Raw genomic sequence first — 3,626 nt, 5'->3', positions numbered from 1 at the left:
GTGGGGGGCTTTGCGGCAACCGCTCCGGAATCCAGGCTACAGGTGGAAATTCCTGATGCCGAGCTCCAGAAAATTCCGGCGGAAAAACGCCACGCCCTGATTGAACTGTTGCGGCAGGACCCACGCCCCCATTACCAGGACGACCCCTCCCGAATCTACGGACTGAAATTCGCCGAACACGAAATCAAGTTCCGCGTGCAAGGCGAATCCCTTACCGTTGAAAACATCATCTGAAAAAAGAATCCTCTCTAGCCCCTAGAATCTAAATCCTAGATCCTAATTTACTATCTTGACATTTCTTCGAAATGTAGATAGTGCGATTCGGCCATGTCAAAACAATATTGTTTTGCCGTGGCACTCATCTTTTACTATCTTTGGCCCATGCTCAACGTTTCTAATGTCAGTCTTCAATACGGTAGCCGCGTTCTCTTCAAGGAAGTGAACCTCTCGTTCAAGCGCGGCAACTGCTACGGAGTCATCGGTGCGAACGGCGCCGGAAAGTCAACATTCCTCAAGATTCTTTCGGGCGAACTCGAGCCCAACACCGGTGAAGTCACCAAGGACCCGGGCGAACGTATCGCCGTTCTCAAGCAGGACCACTTCGCCTACGAACAGAATACCGTTCTCGAAACCGTCATGATGGGCTTCCCCGAACTCTACGAGCTGGGCAAGAAACGCGACGAACTCTATGCACTCCCCGAAATGACGGAAGAACAGGGCATGCAGGCCATGGAAATCGAGACTCGCTTCGGCGAAATCGGCGGCTACGAAGCGGATTCCAACGCCGCAGTGCTTTTGAAGGGCCTCGGCATTCCCGAAGAATTCCACTACAGCCTCATGGCCGACTTGGACGCAGGTCTCAAGGTGCGCGTGCTCCTCGCCCAGGCGCTGTTCGGCAACCCGGACATTCTCTTGCTCGACGAACCAACGAACCACTTGGACTTGGAAACCGTCGGCTGGCTCGAAGATTACTTGGAACGCTTCGAAAACATCGTAATCGTGGTGAGCCATGACCGTCACTTCTTGAACGCGGTCTGCACTCACACTTGCGATATCGACTACGGCAAGATCAACATTTACGGTGGTAACTACGAATTCTGGTATGCAGCAAGCCAATTGGCCCAGAAGCAGAGAAAGGACCAGAACCGTCGCGCCGAAGAAAAGATCGAAGAACTCAAGGCGTTCATCCGCCGTTTCGCCTCTAACGCCGCCAAGGCCAAGCAGGCCACCAGCCGTAAGAAGCTCCTCGACAAGATGACCGTTGAAGAAATGCCGGCATCAAGCCGTAAGTTCCCGTGGGTCAACTTCAAGATGGACCGCGAACCGGGCAAGATCGTGCTCGAAGTCAAGAACGCCACCATCGACGGCGGCGACGGCATCATCTGCAAGAACTTCGACTTCAGCCTGAACAGCGGCGACAAGGTGGCCCTCGTCGGTGAATACGATACCCTCAAGACCGCCTTCTTCCAGCTCATCGCCGAAGAAACCAAGGCCCCCGGAGGCGTACTCAAGTGGGGCAACACCATCAGCTACAGCTACTTCCCCAAAAACAACGACGCCTATTTCAATACAGACCTCTCCCTCGTGGATTGGCTGCGCCAGTACAGCAAGGAACAGTACGAAACCTTCATCCGCGGGTTCCTCGGCCGCATGCTCTTCACCGGCGAAGAAGCCCTGAAATCGGCAAATGTCCTTTCCGGTGGCGAGAAGGTGCGCTGCATGCTCAGCCGCATGATGCTCAGCAACGCAAACTGCCTGTTGCTCGACGAACCGACCGCGCACCTGGATTTGGAAGCCATCACCGCCCTCAACAACGGCCTCACCGCCTTCCAGGGCCCCATCATCTTCTGCTCCCAGGACCACGAATTCGTGCAGACCGTGGCAAACCGCGTGCTGGAGTTGACGCCCGACGGCGTGCTGGACCGCAGCATCACCTTCGACGAATGGCTGGAGTCCAAAAAGAAGAAAAAATAGCCTATTTTGTCAAAAACAGCCCTTTTTTCCCTTGACAGAGTGAATCTACATTTATATATTTGCTCCGTTGCTTGGGAAACCGGGCAAACCACAATGGGGTGGTAGCTCAATTTTGGTTAGAGCACCGGCCTGTCACGCCGGAGGTTGCGAGTTCAAGCCTCGTCTATCCCGCGAAGGCCCTCTCGAAAGAGAGGGCTTTTTGTATATAGCAAAAACTATAACTGTTCGATAACAAAACCCTTGGCTCGAAGAAGGTCAATGACATTCTCGTGATTGCCGGCCAGGTGTGCCGCCCCCACAACCACAAACATATTGCGGTCTTCTGTCAAGAAGTCCGCTATTTTTTCTGCCATCTTCTGGTTACGGGAGTAATATATGCGTTCGTTTATTTCTTTTTTGAACAGGGAATCTGCGGGACTCAGCTTCGCCGTATCCAAATTCATGTTTACGCAAAACAGCGAGTCATCTCCCGCTTTCCAGGCACGCATCATGCCCCTAGTGGCAGAATCAAGAGAAGGCGTTTCCCTAAGGATAGTTTCTAGATAGAAAATCCCCAACGAATCCGAATCGTCGTCTCCCGTAAGCACAAAAGCCTGTTCCTCTACCGTTTCCAGCGAGACGACATTTTTGCCGGCGTCACGAGCCCTTTCAAGAAAATGGACATCAATTCCCAATTTTGCGTCATAGCCCAAGCGCATAATTCCAACAGCAGTCACGGTCATCCCCGCCGACAGTGGCTTGTAGCGACTAAACGAACCTAATGGCAGTTTCCACGCCAAGCAAAGGCTATCAAGAGATTTTGAAACGCTTGCAGGAATGACACTATCGAGAACACTTCCATCATGGAAAAAGCCTTGCTGTTCCGTTATCAAGGAAATTTGCCGCGAAATGGAATCATCGGTCACGTCTATCTCTACCGCAAGTTCTTCCGAGCGGTCAAATGCGTTTTCGATGACGGAATCCAGCGGATAAAAAGAAGAATCCGCAAAATGCAGACTTCCCAAAAGGTAAACGGTCGAATTGGAATCAGAAACCTTCCAAAAGAGGTGTTTCTTTCCGGAATCGTCTTTCAGCGCAGAACACCCTGCCAAGAACAGCAAGGAACACAGGGTGGCGACAAGTAATCTAAACACGCCGTACAATATAAGTATTGCAATGGATTATCAAACGACAAAAGGACCGCCGAGCAGTCCTTTTACATAACGGGAGATCCCCGCCTTCTCCCCAAAGAGGATAACTCTACTATGGCAACGAATTGCATCGCAATTCTAGTTGCCAAGTATCGTATAGCGGGGATGACACCATACGCGGGGCACTGCCCCGCCACTTTGTCCTACGATACGAGCATCATGGAGAACACCATGACGAACAGCGCGACGGTTTCGCCGACGCCAAGCACCATCAGGTAGTTCACGAGGCCCTTGCCGGTTTCGCCGAGGGCGTTGCAGGCGTCCGCAGCGGACTTGCCCACGTACCAGGCGCTGGCCATCATGCCGATGCCACCGAAGATGCCGACACCCAGGTATGCAGCCCAGTTGGCCGGAGCCGCCTGAGACTTGTTCAGGATGTACATCATCAGCAACATGCCGTAGATTGTCTGCGCAATCGGCGCGCCCACGAAGATGAGCAGCGTAAACAGCGCGTTCTTACCC

At 52.8% G+C, this 3,626-nt stretch carries 4 protein-coding genes and 1 tRNA gene; 3 read left to right on the top strand and 2 right to left on the bottom strand.

From position 1 onward, the window contains the following. The 3 genes from IKB43_07650 to IKB43_07640 all read left to right on the top strand — a co-directional run. A partial coding sequence (locus tag IKB43_07650; protein MBR2470007.1) for a tRNA (N6-threonylcarbamoyladenosine(37)-N6)-methyltransferase TrmO occupies window positions 1-234 on the top strand: 234 nt, incomplete at its 5' end. 147 nt (window positions 235-381) lie between these two features. Next, window positions 382-1,974, top strand: coding sequence for an ATP-binding cassette domain-containing protein (locus tag IKB43_07645; protein MBR2470006.1), 1,593 nt, complete (start codon window positions 382-384; stop codon window positions 1,972-1,974). A gap of 95 nt (window positions 1,975-2,069) precedes the next feature. Next, a tRNA-Asp gene (locus IKB43_07640) sits at window positions 2,070-2,145 on the top strand. A 44-nt stretch (window positions 2,146-2,189) separates the two neighbouring features. Here IKB43_07640 and IKB43_07635 read toward each other — a convergent pair. Together IKB43_07635 and IKB43_07630 are read right to left on the bottom strand one after the other, a co-directional pair. Then, on the bottom strand, window positions 2,190-3,107 hold the full coding sequence (locus IKB43_07635; protein MBR2470005.1) for a TraB/GumN family protein: 918 nt from the start codon (window positions 3,105-3,107) through the stop codon (window positions 2,190-2,192). Window positions 3,108-3,307: 200 nt separating this feature from the next. After that, a partial coding sequence (locus IKB43_07630) for a V-type ATP synthase subunit K (protein MBR2470004.1) occupies window positions 3,308-3,626 on the bottom strand: 319 nt, incomplete at its 5' end.

It is taken from the genome of Fibrobacter sp. (assembly GCA_017503015.1).
Classification (GTDB): Bacteria; Fibrobacterota; Fibrobacteria; order Fibrobacterales; family Fibrobacteraceae; genus Fibrobacter.
The sequence above is the reverse complement of the archived record's forward strand: the minus strand, read 5'-3'. Positions and strand labels throughout refer to the sequence as shown.

Coding starts and splice junctions, on each gene's coding strand:
- IKB43_07645 (MBR2470006.1), top strand. CDS start 382: ATGCTCAACGTTTCTAATGTCAGTCTTCAATACGGTAGCCGCGTTCTC.